The 16,611-nt window shown below is 49.8% G+C and carries 14 protein-coding genes; 7 read left to right on the forward strand and 7 right to left on the reverse strand.

Translation table 11 applies throughout. The features are described from left to right. Positions 1-61: 61 nt before the first annotated feature. Positions 62-277, reverse strand: coding sequence for a transcription modulator YdgT (ydgT, locus tag ACJHYR_RS00705; RefSeq protein WP_000217950.1), 216 nt, complete (start codon positions 275-277; stop codon positions 62-64). A 272-nt stretch (positions 278-549) separates the two neighbouring features. Further along, positions 550-675: a division septum protein Blr gene (blr, locus tag ACJHYR_RS00710; protein ID WP_001296096.1), complete on the reverse strand. Its 126-nt coding sequence runs from the start codon at positions 673-675 to the stop codon at positions 550-552. Positions 676-917: 242 nt separating this feature from the next. On the opposite strand from blr, the gene ACJHYR_RS00715 reads away from it, so the two are divergent. Beyond that, positions 918-1,958 (forward strand): oxidoreductase, encoded by a 1,041-nt coding sequence (locus ACJHYR_RS00715; protein ID WP_001587102.1) that lies wholly within the window; start codon positions 918-920, stop codon positions 1,956-1,958. 35 nt (positions 1,959-1,993) lie between these two features. Here ACJHYR_RS00715 and add read toward each other — a convergent pair whose 3' ends face one another. The 3 genes from add to malX form a co-directional block, all read right to left on the reverse strand. Beyond that, the gene (add, locus tag ACJHYR_RS00720) at positions 1,994-2,995 is read right to left on the reverse strand and encodes an adenosine deaminase (RefSeq protein ID WP_000567475.1); all 1,002 of its coding nucleotides are present in this window, start codon (positions 2,993-2,995) and stop codon (positions 1,994-1,996) included. A gap of 103 nt (positions 2,996-3,098) precedes the next feature. After that, on the reverse strand, positions 3,099-4,271 hold the full coding sequence (gene malY, locus ACJHYR_RS00725) for a bifunctional maltose regulon transcriptional repressor/cystathionine beta-lyase MalY (protein ID WP_001599940.1): 1,173 nt from the start codon (positions 4,269-4,271) through the stop codon (positions 3,099-3,101). 9 nt (positions 4,272-4,280) lie between these two features. Beyond that, complete coding sequence (gene malX, locus ACJHYR_RS00730; protein WP_000125609.1) at positions 4,281-5,873, reverse strand: PTS maltose transporter subunit IICB; 1,593 nt, start codon at positions 5,871-5,873, stop codon at positions 4,281-4,283. A gap of 174 nt (positions 5,874-6,047) precedes the next feature. Here malX and malI point away from each other — a divergent pair, with 174 nt between their 5' ends. The 6 genes from malI to uidC all read left to right on the forward strand — a co-directional run bounded on the left by malI (position 6,048) and on the right by uidC (position 13,642). Next, complete coding sequence (gene malI, locus ACJHYR_RS00735) at positions 6,048-7,076, forward strand: mal regulon transcriptional regulator MalI (protein ID WP_072837382.1); 1,029 nt, start codon at positions 6,048-6,050, stop codon at positions 7,074-7,076. A gap of 111 nt (positions 7,077-7,187) precedes the next feature. Beyond that, positions 7,188-7,955, forward strand: a complete 768-nt coding sequence (hdhA, locus tag ACJHYR_RS00740; protein WP_000483344.1) for a 7-alpha-hydroxysteroid dehydrogenase — start codon at positions 7,188-7,190, stop codon at positions 7,953-7,955. 220 nt (positions 7,956-8,175) lie between these two features. Next, a complete protein-coding gene (gene uidR / locus ACJHYR_RS00745; protein ID WP_000969092.1) occupies positions 8,176-8,766 on the forward strand; it encodes a DNA-binding transcriptional regulator UidR in 591 nt (196 codons plus the stop codon). Positions 8,767-9,156: 390 nt separating this feature from the next. After that, entirely contained in the window at positions 9,157-10,968 is a 1,812-nt protein-coding gene (gene uidA / locus ACJHYR_RS00750) for a beta-glucuronidase (protein ID WP_000945913.1), read from the forward strand. Then, the gene (gene uidB, locus ACJHYR_RS00755) at positions 10,965-12,338 is read left to right on the forward strand and encodes a glucuronide transporter (RefSeq protein WP_072837381.1); all 1,374 of its coding nucleotides are present in this window, start codon (positions 10,965-10,967) and stop codon (positions 12,336-12,338) included. Before uidA ends, uidB begins: the two co-directional genes overlap by 4 nt. Before the next feature lie 38 nt (positions 12,339-12,376). Continuing rightward, entirely contained in the window at positions 12,377-13,642 is a 1,266-nt protein-coding gene (gene uidC / locus ACJHYR_RS00760) for a glucuronide uptake porin UidC (RefSeq protein ID WP_001590165.1), read from the forward strand. Between the two features lie 44 nt (positions 13,643-13,686). Here uidC and ACJHYR_RS00765 read toward each other — a convergent pair whose 3' ends face one another. Together ACJHYR_RS00765 and manA are read right to left on the reverse strand one after the other, a co-directional pair. Beyond that, positions 13,687-15,195, reverse strand: coding sequence for a YdgA family protein (locus ACJHYR_RS00765; RefSeq protein ID WP_001043337.1), 1,509 nt, complete (start codon positions 15,193-15,195; stop codon positions 13,687-13,689). Positions 15,196-15,295: 100 nt separating this feature from the next. Next, positions 15,296-16,471 (reverse strand): mannose-6-phosphate isomerase, encoded by a 1,176-nt coding sequence (gene manA / locus ACJHYR_RS00770; protein WP_001170694.1) that lies wholly within the window; start codon positions 16,469-16,471, stop codon positions 15,296-15,298. Between the last annotated feature and the right edge of the window lie 140 nt (positions 16,472-16,611).

Here is a 16,611-nt window from a genome sequence, read left to right on the forward strand (position 1 = left end):
ACAGGCAAATCTAATTTTAGGGGCGTTATTATAAGGCTTTTATAACCGATCGCTACTTTCTTTATTGGACATAGTGCCAGACGGACTTCGGTACCTGGCCGAGGTCAAACAAACGCCCGCCAGAAACCAGCTCTGCGCGACGGTGATCGGCAGCACGATACATATTGATCAGTTCCTGATCGTCCGTCAGGGTGTAATTAAGATGGTCGTAGAGTTTTTCCAAACTTTCGAGTGAACTGATTTTGCGAAATTTTAATAAGTAGTCCTGAACAGTCATAAAAGGTCCATAAAATAATTAATACCAAAGGGGTAGGTATTATTAGTGATGATAAAATTTCACCAAAAGTGAACGCTTGTGTTATTACAATAATAAGAATGCGCTGATGGCAAATATTCAGGGATGAAAAACTGCTCTGAAAAGAGTAACGCGCTTTACTATCTCTGACAATCACCAACAACATCGAACAAGATAATAAATTCCTGGTTTAATATCCGACAAGTGAAAACATGCACCCGGACGGGCAGCATGTCGCTCTACAAGCGCAGAGCTTACTTGTGTTGTACCGTAGTACTCTGTTCAGGTGGCTGATAGTTGTCAATGTGACTCGCCACGCCAAGAAGAATGACTGAAACGACAAGAACGATCCAACCTGTTAATTCAATAAGACGATTCATTACAGCCCACATCTCTGTTGATTGATCCATTAACTTCAGGGGGTAAATGTTACTTAGCAATAATAGCTCCAGCAAGATTTTTACTGAGGTTTTTGCGATATTTAGCTTTTGTCGTTGGAAAATTCGCTATTTTTTTGACTTAAGTTAAACAACATCCCTTATTGCTGGCAGGTTATTAAACTGTTGAGCGAGGGTAAAGGATAGTGTCAAATAGCCATCATACTTCAATGAGAGGCAATGACATGAGCGACAACATCCGTGTTGGGTTGATTGGGTATGGTTATGCGAGCAAAACCTTCCATGCGCCCCTGATTGCGGGCACGCCCGGGCTGGAACTGGCGGTAATCTCCAGCAGCGATGAAACAAAAGTAAAAGCCGACTGGCCAACGGTTACGGTTGTCTCTGAGCCGAAGCATCTGTTTAACGATCCCAACATAGACCTGATTGTCATCCCTACACCCAACGATACCCATTTCCCGTTAGCCAAAGCGGTGCTTGAGGCGGGTAAACATGTGGTCGTTGATAAACCCTTTACCGTGACACTGTCACAAGCGCGAGAGCTGGAAGCGCTGGCAAAAAGCCTGGGGCGTGTGCTGTCTGTATTCCATAACCGTCGCTGGGATAGCGATTTCCTGACGCTAAAAGGTTTGCTCGCGGAAGGCGTACTGGGTGAAGTTGCTTACTTTGAGTCTCATTTTGACCGTTTCCGTCCGCAGGTGCGCGATCGTTGGCGTGAACAGGGCGGCCCTGGCAGCGGTATCTGGTACGATTTAGCACCGCACCTTCTTGATCAGGCCATTACGCTATTTGGTTTACCGGTTAGCATGACGGTAGATTTGGCACAGTTACGGCCCGGAGCGCAGTCGACCGATTATTTCCACGCCATCTTGTCCTATCCGCAGCGGCGAGTCATTTTACACGGCACCATGCTGGCAGCCGCTGAGTCAGCACGTTATATCGTGCATGGATCCCGAGGCAGTTATGTGAAATATGGCCTCGATCCACAGGAAGAACGTCTGAAAAATGGCGAGCGTCTGCCGCAGGAAGACTGGGGCTACGATATGCGTGATGGCGTACTTACCCGCGTGGAAGGTGAGGAACGTGTCGAAGAAACGCTGTTGACAGTACCAGGGAATTATCCGGCTTACTATGCGGCTATTCGTGATGCGTTAAATGGCGATGGTGAAAATCCGGTTCCGGCAAGTCAGGCAATCCAGGTAATGGAGTTGATTGAGCTGGGCATCGAATCCGCCAAACATCGCGCGACGCTGTGCCTTGCGTGAAAAGAGGATGGTGCAATTAGCACCATCCATTTTTGTTACTTCGCAGCGACTTTTTCTCGCAGTGCGCGTTTTTCCTCTGCGCTGAGGAAAGCCATTTCCAGACCATTAATCTGCGCCTGGCGGATTTGCTCGCGGGATAACCCAGCAGCCGGCGCGGCAACGGTATATTCGTGAATGATATCCACTCCCTGTACGCCGGGATCGTCAGTGTTAATGCTGGCACGAATGCCATGCTCAAGGAACGTTTTCAGCGGATGTGCCGCCAGCTCTGCCACGGTGCTGGTCTGAATATTGGAGGTCAGACAGGATTCAATACCAATTTGCTGCTCGGCGAGAAAATCCATCAGCGCCCGATCTTCAATGGCTTTTACGCCATGTCCAATACGTTCCGCCCCCAGTTCACGAATCGCCTGCCAGATGCTTTCCGGCCCGGCAGCTTCGCCTGCATGGACGGTAATATGCCAGCCCGCATCACGCGCGCGGTTGAAGTGAGAAAGGAACAGACTTCCCGGGAAACCAAGTTCATCACCGGCTAAATCAAGTGCGGTAATCTGGTCACGATGGGCTAAAAAGGCCTCCAGCTCTTGCTGACAGGCAGCTTCACCGAAGGTCCGGCTCATAATGCCGATAAGCTTCGCCTGCACACCAAAGGTACGGCAACCTTCACATACGCCATCGATCACCGCTTCGACAACACCCGCTACAGGCAGCTGATGAGCCATTGCCATGTAGCCCGGTGAAAAACGCAGCTCGACATAGTGCAGGCCGTTACGGGATGCATCTTCAATGTTTTCAAATGCCACGCGGCGACAGGCATCAAGAGAGGCGAGAACTTTAACGCCCCAGTCAAGTTTGGTCAGAAAGCTCACCAGATCGGGTTCGTTGGCAATGACCTGAACGTGGGGAATCAGTGTTGCCAGGGATTGTGCAGGAAGCGAGATATTATACTGGCGGCCAAGTTCAAGAATGGTCTGGGGACGAATGTTGCCATCAAGGTGGCGATGGATATCAGTTAATGGCAGGGTGGTATCAATCATGGTCGCACTCTTTTTCTGGATATAAAAGTGCGCACCATTATAAAAACAAAGCAGGGTAAAAATCCACGATTGCGCAACGATTTTTTACGTTGCGCAATTGGGGTTAGCGAACAGCGCGGATGGCGTTAATTAATCCAGCCACACCTTTTTCCAGTTTCGAACGCGGGCACCCGGCATTGAGACGGACAAAACCACGACCTTCTTCACCGTAGGTATACCCCGGCATGATCGCGACCTTCTCTTGCTCGATAAGCGCTTTTTGCAACGCGTTGTCGTCAATATTCAACGGACGTAGATCAATCCAGGCCAGATAAGTGGATTGCGGGATCTGCCAGTTGAGTTCAGGGAACGCGGCGTTCATTTTATCTGCGATATACGTCAGGTTATCTTTCAGATAGACGCGTAAGGCATCCAGCCACGGCGCGCCTTGCTGATAGGCGGCGATATGGGCAGTTAACGCCAGTACCGAAGGGGAAGAAAGGCCATCACGTCCTTTCAGTGCCGATAAATAGGCATCACGGCTGCTGCTATTTTCTATAATCCCGTAAGCACCGGTCAGGGCGGGAATATTGAAACTTTTCGATCCCGACGTTAGCAATGCCCAGTCTCCGCGCGCCACATTACTCCAGGGAATATGCGGCTGCTCGCCCCAAACCATATCCATATGGATTTCATCGGAAATAACCCGCACACCATGACGCTCGCACAGGTCAGCCATGATCTCCAGTTCATCGCACGTCCACACTTTCCCGGTAGGATTCTGTGGGCTACACAGGAGCATAATTTTACATTCTGGTTTCGCCAACACGGCTTCCAGCTTGCCCATATCGCAAAACCAGCCGTCAGCCCGCTTCTCTAAAGCGACGGGCATTACAGTGCGCTGGTTACCTTCAATGGCCTTGTAAAATGCGTCATAGGCGGGTGTGTGGATCACCACGCCTTCACCTTTTTCAGACCACTGACGAATCAGTTCCGAGACCATGTAGATAACAGAAGGGCCATACACCACCGACTGCGTATCAATTGCGGTGTAATGCTGGGTGGAAAACCAGTGGGCAATAGCCGCGAGAAACTCATCGTTTTTCCAGCGGCTGTAGCCAAACACGCCGTGCATCAGGCGCTGGTTCAGCGCCTCGATAATGCAGGGGGCAGTGGCAAAATCCATGTCTGAAATCGTGAACGGTAACAGGTCAGCAGTGCCGAAACGGTCAGCGACATAATCCCACTGCGTACACCATGTGCCATGACGATCCACGACCTTTGAAAAATCGAACATATCTTATCCTTATGCCTGGACAGTATGCATCAGACCGGCCATTTCATCTTTTACTGACTGAACTTGTGGCCCGATAACAACCTGCAGGTTATGTTGATTAAGTTGTACTACGCCAATTGCCCGATTGTCCTTCAGTGCCTGCACATTAACAAGCGACATATCTTTCACAGACAAACGCAGACGGGTAATGCAGTTATCGAGGCTGACAATATTGTCGGCACCGCCTAAGGCTTCGAGGATTGCCGGAACGTTGTAACCTGATTTACCCGGCGCACCGGCAACGGCTTTTTCGATTGAGCTGGCAACTTCGCTATCGCGCCCCGGGGTTTTCAGATTGAAGCGGGTGATAGCGAAACGGAAGATGACGTAGTAAACGACAAACCAGATTGCCGCCACCACTGGCACCATGTACCACTTGGTTGACAGACCATGCAAAATACCGAACACCACGAAGTCGATGATATTGCCGTCGGTATTACCGATGGTGACGCCGAGCACAGACATGACGGTGAAGCCGAGGCCGGTTAACAGCGCGTGGATGACATACAGAACTGGCGCTACGAAAAGGAACAGGAATTCCAGCGGTTCGGTCGTGCCGCCAACGACACAGGCGATCAGGCCAGAAATAAGCAGACCTTTAATTTTATGGCGATTTTCCGGGCGCGCGCAGTGATACATAGCTAACGCTGCACCTGGCAGGCCGCCGAGAAACGCAGGCATTTTACCTTGCGAAAGGAAACGCGTGGCGCTTTCAGAAAAACCGTGAGTGGTCGGGCAACTCAATTGCGCCTGGAAGATGGTCAGTGCGCCGCTGACGGTTTGACCGCAGACTTCCTGCGTGCCGCCTGCGTCGGTAAAGCGAATTAATGCCACCAGAATGTGATGCAGACCAAACGGCAACAGCAGACGTTCACCGGTACCAAACAGCATCGGTCCGAAATCACCCGCGCTGTTGATCATATGGCCTAAGCCGCTAATACCCATGGCGAAAATCGGCCAGACTAATGGAATCACCAGACCGACAAGGCCCATCACCAGCGAGGAGATGATTGGTACGAAGCGCGTACCGCCGAAGAATGCCAGCGCATCCGGCAGGCGGATATTATGGAATCGCTCATGCAGCATCCAGACGATAATACCGGCGATCACCGCACCGAGGATCCCGGTATCGATCGACTGGATCCCAAGAATGCTCTGTATGTTATTGGCTTTCAGAACGGCGGCGTCTGTGGTTGGCAGAATGCCTTTATTGGTTAACCAGAAGTTTACCGCGAGGTTCATTACCGCATAACCGACGAAGCCAGCGAACGCCGCTACGCCTTTGTTTTCGCGTGCCAGGCCCAGCGGGATGGCGATACAGAACATGACTGGCAGGAAACTAAAAGCAAACGAGCCAATCTTACTCATCCAGGTAAAGATAGCCTGCAACACGGGGTTGCCCAGGACCGGGATTAGGGTGATGACATCGTGGCTACTAAGGGAACTACCAATGCCGAGCATAATGCCGCAGAACGACAATAATGCCACGGGTAACATGAAGGTTTTGCCTAACTGCTGGAAGAACTCCCACAGCGTGACTTTCGGTGCTGTTTTCGCCGTCATAAAACGACTCCTCGTAGAGAACAATCTGGATTCAGTAAATTGCGCGAGAAGATAAAACGTTTTATCAAATTTTAGTGAGGCATAAATCACATTACGCAACGATAATAGCGGGTATAAGATAAATAAAAGGTAAAACGTTTTATCTGTCACATAATCAGGGAGTAGGTCATCTGCATGGCTACCGCCAAAAAAATAACCATTCATGATGTTGCGCTGGCTGCGGGCGTGTCGGTAAGTACCGTTTCGCTGGTGCTAAGTGGCAAAGGGCGAATCTCTACCGCCACAGGAGAACGCGTTAACGCCGCCATTGAAGAGCTGGGATTTGTGCGCAATCGTCAGGCGTCGGCGCTGCGCGGCGGGCAAAGCGGCGTCATTGGTTTGATCGTCCGTGATTTATCTGCGCCGTTTTACGCCGAATTAACGGCCGGATTGACGGAAGCTCTGGAAGCGCAGGGACGGATGGTTTTTTTGCTTCACGGCGGTAAAGACGGCGAGCAGCTGGCACAGCGGTTTTCACTGTTACTGAATCAGGGTGTCGATGGTGTGGTAATTGCCGGGGCTGCAGGAAGCAGCGATGACCTGCGACGGATGGCAGAAGAAAAAGCTATCCCGGTGATTTTCGCTTCCCGTGCCAGTTATCTTGATGATGTTGATACGGTTCGCCCGGACAACATGCAGGCTGCACAGTTGTTGACGGAGCATCTCATTCGCAATGGGCATCAGCGTATCGCCTGGCTGGGAGGGCAAAGTTCCTCATTAACCCGGGCAGAACGGGTGGGGGGCTATTGTGCAACTCTACTAAAATTTGGCCTGCCGTTTCACAGCGATTGGGTGTTGGAGTGCTCTTCCAGCCAGAAGCAAGCCGCGGAATCTATCACGGCGCTTTTACGTCATAACCCGACCATCAGTGCTGTGGTTTGCTATAACGAAACTATTGCGATGGGGGCATGGTTTGGTTTGCTGAAAGCAGGGCGGCAAAGCGGGGAAAGCGGAGTCGATCGTTACTTTGAACAACAGGTTTCGTTGGCGGCATTTACCGATGCAACGCCAACCACACTTGATGATATACCTGTTACCTGGGCCAGCACGCCAGCGCGGGAACTTGGTACCACACTTGCGGATCGCATGATGCAAAAAATCACTCGTGAAGAGGCGCATTCACGCAATCTTATTATTCCCGCCCGGCTCATTGCGCCGAAATAATCCTCTCTTTATCTGCTATACCTGGTAGTGTCCTTTCCTCAAGGTTAATGATAAAAAATGTGGCACACAGGCGGTGCCTTTTATTTTTACTGAAGTTCACAGGAGGTTTATGTGTTTAATTCTGACAACCTGAGACTCGACGGAAAATGTGCCATCATCACAGGTGCCGGTGCAGGTATTGGTAAAGAAATTGCCATTACATTCGCGACAGCTGGCGCATCTGTGGTGGTCAGTGATATTAACGCCGACGCAGCTAACCATGTTGTAGATGAAATTCAACAACTGGGTGGTCAGGCATTTGCCTGCTGTTGTGATATTACTTCCGAACAGGAACTCTCTGCACTGGCAGACTTTGCCGTCAGTAAGCTGGGTAAAGTTGATATCCTGGTTAACAACGCCGGTGGCGGTGGTCCTAAACCGTTTGATATGCCAATGGCAGATTTTCGCCGCGCTTATGAACTGAATGTATTTTCTTTTTTCCATCTGTCACAACTTGTTGCGCCAGAAATGGAAAAAAATGGCGGTGGCGTTATTCTGACCATTACTTCTATGGCGGCAGAAAATAAAAATATAAACATGACCTCCTATGCATCATCTAAAGCTGCGGCCAGTCATCTGGTCAGAAACATGGCGTTTGACCTGGGTGAAAAAAATATTCGGGTGAATGGCATTGCGCCGGGGGCAATATTAACCGATGCCCTGAAATCCGTTATTACACCTGAAATTGAACAAAAAATGTTACAGCACACACCGATTAGACGTCTGGGCCAACCGCAAGATATTGCTAACGCGGCGCTGTTCCTTTGCTCGCCTGCAGCCAGCTGGGTAAGCGGACAAATTCTCACCGTCTCCGGTGGTGGGGTACAGGAGCTCAATTAATACACTAACGGACCGGTAAACAACCGTGCGTGTTGTTTACCGGGATAAACTCATCAACGTCTCAGCTAAATAACTGGCAGCCAAATCACGGCTATTGGTTAACCAATTTCCGAGTAAAAAGTATACGAATAGAGTGTGCCTTCGCACTATTCAACAGCAATGATAGGCGCTCACCTGACAACGCGGTAAACTAGTTATTCACGCTAACTATAATGGTTTTATGATGGATAACATGCAGACTGAAGCACAACCGACACGGACCCGGATCCTCAATGCTGCCAGAGAGATTTTTTCAGAAAATGGATTTCACAGTGCCTCGATGAAAGCCATCTGTAAATCTTGCGCCATTAGTCCCGGGACGCTCTATCACCATTTCATCTCCAAAGAAGCCCTGATTCAGGCGATTATCTTACAGGACCAGGAGAGGGCGCTGGCCCGTTTCCGGGAACCGATTGAAGGGATTCATTTCGTTGACTATATGGTCGAGTCTATTGTCTCTCTCACCCATGAAGCCTTTGGACAACGGGCGCTGGTGGTCGAAATTATGGCGGAAGGGATGCGTAACCCACAGGTCGCCGCCATGCTTAAAAATAAACATATGACGATCACGGAATTTGTTGCCCAGCGGATGCGTGATGCCCAGCAAAAAGGCGAAATAAGCCCAGACATCAACACGGCAATGACTTCACGTTTACTGCTGGATCTGACCTACGGTGTACTGGCCGATATCGAAGCGGAAGATCTGGCGCGTGAAGCGTCGTTTGCTCAGGGATTACGCGCGATGATTGGCGGTATCTTAACCGCATCCTGATCCTCTCTCTCTTTCCGCGGGCTGGTGACAACTGAGCCCGCGTTTCATATCGTAATTTCTCTGTGCAAAAATCATCCTTCCCGGGTTCGGAGAATTCCCCCCAAAATATTCACTGTAGCCATATGTCATGAGAGTTTATCGTTCCCAATACGCTCGAACGAACGTTCGGTTGCTTATTTTGTGTCTTATGTCAACGCCGTTTTAAAGATTAATGCGATCTATATCACGCTGTGGGTATTGCAGTTTTTGGTTTTTTGATCGCGGTGTCAGTTCTTTTTATTTCCATTTCTCTTCCATGGGTTTCTCACAGATAACTGTGTGCAACACAGAATTGGTTAACTAATCAGATTAAAGGTTGACCAGTATTTTTATCTTAATGAGGAGTCCCTTATGTTACGTCCTGTAGAAACCCCAACCCGTGAAATCAAAAAACTCGACGGCCTGTGGGCATTCAGTCTGGATCGCGAAAACTGTGGAATTGATCAGCGTTGGTGGGAAAGCGCGTTACAAGAAAGCCGGGCAATTGCTGTGCCGGGCAGTTTTAACGATCAGTTCGCCGATGCAGATATTCGTAATTATGTGGGCAACGTCTGGTATCAGCGCGAAGTCTTTATACCGAAAGGTTGGGCGGGCCAGCGTATCGTGCTGCGTTTCGATGCGGTCACTCATTACGGCAAAGTGTGGGTAAATAATCAGGAAGTGATGGAGCATCAGGGCGGCTATACGCCATTTGAAGCCGATGTCACGCCGTATGTTATTGCCGGGAAAAGTGTACGTATCACCGTTTGTGTGAACAATGAACTGAACTGGCAGACTATCCCGCCGGGAATGGTGATTACCGATGAAAACGGCAAGAAAAAGCAGTCTTACTTCCATGATTTCTTTAACTATGCCGGGATCCATCGCAGCGTAATGCTCTACACCACGCCGAACACCTGGGTGGACGATATCACCGTGGTGACGCATGTCGCGCAAGACTGTAACCACGCGTCTGTTGACTGGCAGGTGGTGGCCAATGGTGATGTCAGCGTTGAACTGCGTGATGCGGATCAACAGGTGGTTGCAACTGGACAAGGCACCAGCGGGACTTTGCAAGTGGTGAATCCGCACCTCTGGCAACCGGGTGAAGGTTATCTCTATGAACTGTGCGTCACAGCCAAAAGCCAGACAGAGTGTGATATCTACCCGCTGCGCGTCGGCATCCGGTCAGTGGCAGTGAAGGGCGAGCAATTCCTGATTAACCACAAACCGTTCTATTTTACTGGCTTTGGTCGTCATGAAGATGCGGATTTGCGTGGCAAAGGATTCGATAACGTGCTGATGGTGCACGATCACGCATTAATGGACTGGATTGGGGCCAACTCCTACCGTACCTCGCATTACCCTTACGCTGAAGAGATGCTCGACTGGGCAGATGAACATGGCATCGTGGTGATTGATGAAACTGCAGCTGTAGGCTTTAACCTCTCTTTAGGCATTGGTTTCGAAGCGGGCAACAAGCCGAAAGAACTGTACAGCGAAGAGGCAGTCAACGGGGAAACTCAGCAGGCGCACTTACAGGCGATTAAAGAGCTGATTGCGCGTGACAAAAACCACCCAAGCGTGGTGATGTGGAGTATTGCCAACGAACCGGATACCCGTCCGCAAGGTGCACGAGAATATTTCGCGCCACTGGCGGAAGCAACGCGTAAACTCGACCCGACGCGTCCGATCACCTGCGTCAATGTAATGTTCTGCGACGCTCACACCGATACCATCAGCGATCTCTTTGATGTGCTGTGCCTGAACCGTTATTACGGTTGGTATGTCCAAAGCGGCGATTTGGAAACGGCAGAGAAGGTACTGGAAAAAGAACTTCTGGCCTGGCAGGAGAAACTGCATCAGCCGATTATCATCACCGAATACGGCGTGGATACGTTAGCCGGGCTGCACTCAATGTACACCGACATGTGGAGTGAAGAGTATCAGTGTGCATGGCTGGATATGTATCACCGCGTCTTTGATCGCGTCAGCGCCGTCGTCGGTGAACAGGTATGGAATTTCGCAGATTTTGCGACCTCACAAGGCATATTGCGCGTTGGCGGTAACAAGAAAGGGATCTTCACCCGCGACCGCAAACCGAAGTCGGCGGCTTTTCTGCTGCAAAAACGCTGGACTGGCATGAACTTCGGTGAAAAACCGCAGCAGGGAGGCAAACAATGAATCAACAACTCTCCTGGCGCACCATCGTCGGCTACAGCCTCGGTGACGTCGCCAATAACTTCGCCTTCGCAATGGGGGCGCTCTTCCTGTTGAGTTACTACACCGACGTCGCTGGCGTCGGTGCCGCTGCGGCGGGCACCATGCTGTTACTGGTGCGGGTATTCGATGCCTTCGCCGACGTCTTTGCCGGACGAGTGGTGGACAGTGTGAATACCCGCTGGGGAAAATTCCGCCCGTTTTTACTCTTCGGTACTGCGCCGTTAATGATCTTCAGTGTGCTGGTATTCTGGGTGCCGACCGACTGGAGCCATAGCAGCAAAGTTGTGTATGCATATTTGACCTACATGGGCCTCGGGCTTTGCTACAGCCTGGTGAATATTCCTTATGGTTCACTTGCTACCGCAATGACCCAACAACCACAATCCCGCGCCCGTCTGGGCGCGGCTCGCGGGATTGCCGCTTCATTGACCTTTGTCTGTCTGGCATTTCTGATAGGACCGAGCATTAAGAACTCCAGTCCGGAAGAGATGGTGTCGGTATACCATTTCTGGACGATTGTGCTGGCGATTGCCGGAATGGTGCTTTACTTCATCTGCTTCAAATCGACACGTGAGAATGTGGTACGTATCGTGGCGCAGCCGTCATTGAAGATCAGTCTGCAAACCCTGAAACGGAATCGCCCGCTGTTTATGTTGTGCATCGGTGCGCTGTGTGTGCTGATTTCGACCTTCGCGGTTAGCGCCTCGTCGTTGTTCTACGTGCGCTATGTGTTAAATGATACCGGGCTGTTTACTGTGCTGGTACTGGTGCAAAACCTGGTCGGTACTGTGGCATCGGCACCGCTGGTGCCGGGGATGGTCGCGAGGATCGGTAAAAAGAATACCTTCCTGATTGGCGCTTTGCTGGGAACCTGCGGTTATCTGCTGTTCTTTTGGGTTTCGGTCTGGTCACTGCCGGTGGCGTTGGTTGCGTTGGCCATCGCTTCAATTGGTCAGGGCGTTACCATGACCGTGATGTGGGCACTGGAAGCTGATACTGTAGAATACGGTGAATACCTGACCGGCGTGCGAATAGAAGTGCTCACCTATTCACTATTCTCATTTACCCGTAAATGCGGTCAGGCAATCGGAGGTTCAATTCCTGCCTTTATTTTGGGATTAAGCGGATATATTGCCAATCAGGTGCAAACGCCGGAAGTTATTATGGGCATCCGCACATCAATTGCCTTAGTACCTTGCGGATTTATGCTGCTGGCATTCGTCATTATCTGGTTTTATCCGCTCACGGATAAAAAATTCAAAGAAATCGTGGTTGAAATTGATAATCGTAAAAAAATGCAGCAGCAATTAATCCGCGATATCACTAATTAATATTCAATAAAAATAATCAGAACATCAAAGGTGCAACTATGAGAAAAATAGTGGCCATGGCCGTTATTTGCCTGACGGCTGCCTCTGGCCTTACCTCTGCTTACGCGGCGCAACTGGCTGACGATGAAGCGGGACTACGCATCAGACTGAAAAACGAATTGCGCAGGGCTGATAAGCCCAGTGCTGGCGCGGGAAGAGATATTTACGCATGGGTACAGGGAGGATTGCTCGATTTCAATAGTGGTTATTATTCCAATATTATTGGCGTTGAAGGCGGAGCGTATTATGTTTATAAATTAGGTGCTCGTGCTGATATGAGTACCCGGTGGTATCTTGATGGTGATAAAAGTTTTGGCTTTGCCCTGGGGGCAGTAAAAATAAAACCCAGTGAAAATAGCCTGCTTAAATTAGGTCGCTTCGGGACGGATTATAGTTATGGTAGCTTACCTTATCGTATTCCGTTAATGGCTGGCAGTTCGCAACGTACATTACCGACAGTTTCTGAAGGAGCATTAGGTTATTGGGCTTTAACGCCAAATATTGATCTGTGGGGAATGTGGCGTTCACGAGTATTTTTATGGACCGATTCAACAACCGGTATTCGTGATGAAGGGGTGTATAACAGCCAGACGGGAAAATACGATAAACATCGCGCACGTTCTTTTTTAGCCGCCAGTTGGCATGATGATACCAGTCGCTATTCTCTGGGGGCATCGGTACAGAAAGATGTTTCCAATCAGATACAAAGTATTCTCGAGAAAAGCATATCGCTCGACCCGAATTATACGTTGAAAGGGGAGTTGCTCGGCTTTTACGCGCAACTCGAAGGTTTAAGTCGTAATACCAGCCAGCCCAATGAAACGGCGTTGGTTAGTGGACAATTGACCTGGAATGCGCCGTGGGGAAGCGTATTTGGCAGTGGTGGTTATTTGCGCCATGCAATGAATGGTGCCGTGGTGGATACCGACATTGGCTATCCCTTTTCATTAAGTCTTGATCGTAACCGTGAAGGAATGCAGTCCTGGCAATTGGGCGTCAACTATCGTTTAACTCCGCAATTTACACTGACATTTGCACCGATTGTGACTCGCGGCTATGAATCCAGTAAACGAGATGTGCGGATTGAAGGCGCGGGTATCTTAGGTGGTATGAACTATCGGGTCAGCGAAGGGCCGTTACAAGGGATGAATTTCTTTCTTGCTGCCGATAAAGGGCGGGAAAAGCGCGATGGCAGTACACTGGGCGATCACCTGAATTACTGGGATGTGAAAATGAGTATTCAGTATGACTTTATGCTGAAGTAAGAAAAAACGCCGGAGAGAAAAATCTCCGGCATTTTGGGTGTGAATTACTGCTGCGGAATAGCGGGTACAGCCGGAACGTTTAATGCCGGCATCGCAAACATCCCCACGAAATCTTCCAGTGGCATTTTCTGCCCGTTTAACGTGATCTGACCGTTAGCATATTGCAGGCTGGTGGTGATGGTATTGTCCTGCAAGGTGGTCAGACGGAACATCTGCCCCATTGCTGACGCACCTTCAACTTGCTGTTTCGCCAGTTTTTTCGCTTGATCTTCCTGATAACCTTCCAGCTTCGCTACCTGAGTCATAAACTCAGTTGCCATATCCACCGGAATGGTCAGTTTCGCATCCAGAGATTTAACCGAGCGGTCTACTTCCTGCGCCAGCGTTTGCGGCGCTTCTTTAGTCGTTGCCGGATCTTTCAGGAACAGCGACAGATTCAGCGCACTTTCACCCTGACTGTTTTTCCAGCTTAGCGGCGCGATAGTAATCACCGGATCGCCTTTCAACATCAGCGGCAGGGCGCTAAAGAAGGCTTCCGTCACTTTCTCCTGATAAAGTTCGGGATTGTTGGCAATTTCTGGCTGTGCCAGCAGCGCCTGAGTTTGCGCGTTATATTGCTGGCTAAACTGATGCCAGGCTTCACCATCAATTTGGCCGACTTTTAGAGTCAGCTTGCCACTGCCCAGATCCTGATTCTGTACCTTCAGGCTGTTTAGCGAGTAATCCAGTTGGCTATTGATCGTTTTACCGTCATTGACCAGATCCGATTTACCGCTGATCTCCATGCCTTCCAGCAGTGCCAGTTCTTTGCCTTCCACTGAAATGGTCATTTTTTCCAGTGACAGTTTTTGGTTTCCTACGCGCTCACCAAAACTTGCCAGCGTGCTGGAACCGTCGGTTTTCAGATTATTAAAGGTCAACTGCACTTTCTGGTTGTATTCGTTAACTGCGTCTATCCGACCACTTTGCGCCTCCCCGGAAAGGGAGATAGCTTTGCCGTCTCTGTCTGCATTTAACTGGAACTCGCCGCCGCTAAAGGCGACTTTTTCATCCTTTTGCTCGTAATTCAGTGGCTTGAGCGAAATATCGGAACTGGAATCTCCGCTGTAACCAATGCGGGAGTTAATCTCAAAAGGCGTTTCACCTTTTGCCATATCAAACAGTGGCTTGCTAACTTCGTTATTAACCAGCGTGGTTTGAATTGATGCCATCGACGGGATCAGGTTCAGTTTTTTTAGCTGGGCAAGGGGGAAGGGACCATGATCAACCGATTCGTTGAAGATGACGCTCTGACCGCTTTTAATCCACGGATTTTCTTTCCCGGCAATGGGTTTCACCAACAGTTGCAGCTGACTGCTGAATACGCCGCGATGATAGTTTTGATAACTCACTTCCAGGTTGGATTCAGGAGCGGTCAGTTTGAGTTGCGCGTTCGCCTGCGCGACCATGTCTTCGAGATGGGTTTCAATCTTCTTGCCTGTATACCATGCGCCGCCTGTCCAGACTACGCCTAGCGCAACAATGACGCCTACCGCTACCAGCGATTTATTCATAATGATTATCCATAAAATGAAATCAGGCGGACTGGCCGCCTGAAGGTGTTATAAGCCTTTAATAAGCTTAGCAAGAGATGTTAATTTTTTCAGTAAGCTCTTACAGCTTGTTGTAAACACGCGCTAAACGACCGTGGCCTTTGACAGTCACCGGTGATTCGTTGGCGGCAATAAACGCTGATTCACCCGGTTTAAGCTGTAACTGCTGAGAACCTTTACACAGCGTTGCATCGCCTTCGACGCAGAACAAAATGGCGGCACTCTGCTGGCTAATGGTGGTTTCTTTATCACTAAGGTCATGCAGCGAGAAGGCAAAATCATCCACAGGAATCGGGAAGTCCAGTTCTGCATCTTGTTTCACCGGCTGGGTCAACAACTGGTTAGCCGGTTTGGCTTCGAACTTCACATTGGCAACCAGTTCCGGAATATCAATATATTTAGGCGTCAGACCCGCACGCAGCACATTATCGGAGTTCGCCATCACTTCCAGCGCCACGCCTTGCAGGTAAGCGTGCGGCGTTTCAGCGAACAGGAACATCGCTTCGCCAGGATTCAATTTCACCACATTCAGCAACAGCGGGGAGAACAGACCGCTGTCATCCGGGTAAAATTCAGAAATTAAACGAATCGTTTGCCACGGTTCACCCTGCTGACTGTCGAGCGCCGATTTTAAAATCGCCAGCGCGCGGGATTTTTCTTCCCCCTGCATATTCAGCAGGCTGGCGAACAGTTCGCTTAAACGTTCGGCATCAGGCTGTTGTAAAAAGTGAGCAATCGCCGGATGTGCACCGGCGACCGGCTGGAGTAGGGAGACAATCTCGGAAAATTCACGAAACGCGTTCATCGCAAGGAAAGGCGTCAGCGCAAAAACCAGCTCCGGCTTGTGGTTAGGATCTTTATAGTTACGCTCGGCGGCATCCATCGGAATACCTGCGGCATTTTCTTTGGCAAAACCGATTTCAGAATTGCGTTTGTTTGGATGAACCTGAATGGAGAGCGGCTGTGCTGCGCATAATACTTTGAACAGGAAAGGCAGTTCGCCAAAGCGTTTGGCAACGGCCTCTCCGAGCAGAGTCGATTTATTACTCTCAATCACATCACGCAGTGAAACGATATCTCCGGCGGCATTCTGCACTCGTGAACTGCTTTTTGGATGTGCGCCCATCCACAGCTCGGCCATCGGCTGGCTGGACGGATTTTCCATACCATAAAGTTCAGTCAACGCCGTTTTGCTGCCCCAGGCATAGTTTTGCACTGAGTTAATGAGTTTTTGCATGATCAATCCCTGTTTTAATGTGGAAATTAATCCCGCTATTAAAGCAAGAATCCTACGGGAAGTAACCTGGAGCCGCAAAAAGTCGTACTAGTCTCAGTTTTTGTTAAAAAAGTGTGTAGGATATTGTTACTCGCTTTTAA

It is taken from the genome of Escherichia sp. WS1450, from assembly GCF_046487395.1.
GTDB lineage: Bacteria > Pseudomonadota > Gammaproteobacteria > Enterobacterales > Enterobacteriaceae > Escherichia > Escherichia coli.

Excerpts from the sequence above, each read along its gene's own strand:
- ydgT (WP_000217950.1), bottom strand. The coding sequence starts at position 277 with ATGACTGTTCAGGACTACTTATTAAAATTTCGCAAAATCAGTTCACTC.
- blr (WP_001296096.1), bottom strand. The coding sequence starts at position 675 with ATGAATCGTCTTATTGAATTAACAGGTTGGATCGTTCTTGTCGTTTCA.
- ACJHYR_RS00715 (WP_001587102.1), top strand. The coding sequence starts at position 918 with ATGAGCGACAACATCCGTGTTGGGTTGATTGGGTATGGTTATGCGAGC.
- add (WP_000567475.1), bottom strand. The coding sequence starts at position 2,995 with ATGATTGATACCACCCTGCCATTAACTGATATCCATCGCCACCTTGAT.
- malY (WP_001599940.1), bottom strand. The coding sequence starts at position 4,271 with ATGTTCGATTTTTCAAAGGTCGTGGATCGTCATGGCACATGGTGTACG.
- malX (WP_000125609.1), bottom strand. The coding sequence starts at position 5,873 with ATGACGGCGAAAACAGCACCGAAAGTCACGCTGTGGGAGTTCTTCCAG.
- malI (WP_072837382.1), top strand. The coding sequence starts at position 6,048 with ATGGCTACCGCCAAAAAAATAACCATTCATGATGTTGCGCTGGCTGCG.
- uidR (WP_000969092.1), top strand. The coding sequence starts at position 8,176 with ATGATGGATAACATGCAGACTGAAGCACAACCGACACGGACCCGGATC.
- uidA (WP_000945913.1), top strand. The coding sequence starts at position 9,157 with ATGTTACGTCCTGTAGAAACCCCAACCCGTGAAATCAAAAAACTCGAC.
- uidB (WP_072837381.1), top strand. The coding sequence starts at position 10,965 with ATGAATCAACAACTCTCCTGGCGCACCATCGTCGGCTACAGCCTCGGT.
- uidC (WP_001590165.1), top strand. The coding sequence starts at position 12,377 with ATGAGAAAAATAGTGGCCATGGCCGTTATTTGCCTGACGGCTGCCTCT.
- ACJHYR_RS00765 (WP_001043337.1), bottom strand. The coding sequence starts at position 15,195 with ATGAATAAATCGCTGGTAGCGGTAGGCGTCATTGTTGCGCTAGGCGTA.
- manA (WP_001170694.1), bottom strand. The coding sequence starts at position 16,471 with ATGCAAAAACTCATTAACTCAGTGCAAAACTATGCCTGGGGCAGCAAA.